The sequence below is a fragment of the Alistipes sp. ZOR0009 genome (genome assembly GCF_000798815.1).
In the GTDB taxonomy this organism is placed as follows: domain Bacteria; phylum Bacteroidota; class Bacteroidia; order Bacteroidales; family ZOR0009; genus Acetobacteroides.
Window position 1 is genome coordinate 1 of the sequence record NZ_JTLD01000084.1, and the last position, 997, is coordinate 997.

The following is a 997-nucleotide window of genomic DNA, read 5'->3' on the forward strand; positions in this document are numbered from 1 at the left end:
GCACAGGGAGGTTGGTGTCATCGTCGTAGTAAACGCTGCGGTAGGTAAGGTTGGCGTACACCTCCCGCACAAAAGGCAGGTTGTCCGAGAGCATCGCATACCCTATGGAGTGAATGTCGTAGTCGAACATCCGATCCTGAAACTTTTGAACCTGAAAGGCATCCAGCAGCCCGCAGGCGTAGAAATGCTGTTTGGCCTTTTGGATATCGTGCTCTTCAAAGTAAGCATAAATGGCGTACATCTTATTTTTACTTTTCAAACTACTCGACAAATGTTCTAAGTCTGAATTAATGTATTTGGCAAGAATTTTTGTCTCTTGCATCTTTTCATTTTCAACAACTTCTTTAAGCGTTAACATATATCCATTTCTTAAAATTCATTTGAAAGTTTTACAAAGTATCCCGAGCCATCACTTTTATCTATAGCAAAGACATAACGTTCAACAAGTTTTTGGTTCTTTCTTAGCGTATTAGATAAATCTTTATGTATACCCCTCGCTCGCCGTAGTCTACATCAGCGCACTAGGCTGGGCGAAGATTAGCTTCGCTGAGCTCGCACTTCGTGCTCGGTTGCGTCTTCGTCCTTGCTAAGCACCAGCCACCCTACCGCCATCCAAATGTAGCAAAAAAGCAAAGCGCAGCTGTGGGTGGTAGCAACGGCATTTAGCTGATTGGTTCCCGCTACTTTTTTGGCGCAAAAAAGTAGCACAAAAAACAGGGCGGAAATTAACTCGCACCGTCGGCTTATAGGTGCTTAGCTCTTTGGGGAACGGTAGCAGAACGATTCCCGTTTACGATTTTGGTTAGGTACGACCTGCCGAGCGTTGCTCAAACAAGGGATTTTCGCCGTTGGCTGTGTGGCTAACGCCACAATTGTTTACGGATGGGAGCTTAGCGACTTTTTGTACAATAGTGGCCGAAGGTAGCTGGTGCTTCTTTTAGCAACGACGCGTGTAAAGCTTCCTCTAAGCTGCTAACATCCATATCAGGCAAACTTT

Annotated in this window: 1 protein-coding gene; it reads right to left on the reverse strand. The window is 45.1% G+C overall.

The window, feature by feature from the left end; translation table 11 throughout:
• A partial coding sequence (locus L990_RS16440; protein WP_047451702.1) for a hypothetical protein occupies nucleotides 1-358 on the reverse strand: 358 nt, incomplete at its 3' end.
• Nucleotides 359-997: the final 639 nt, after the last annotated feature.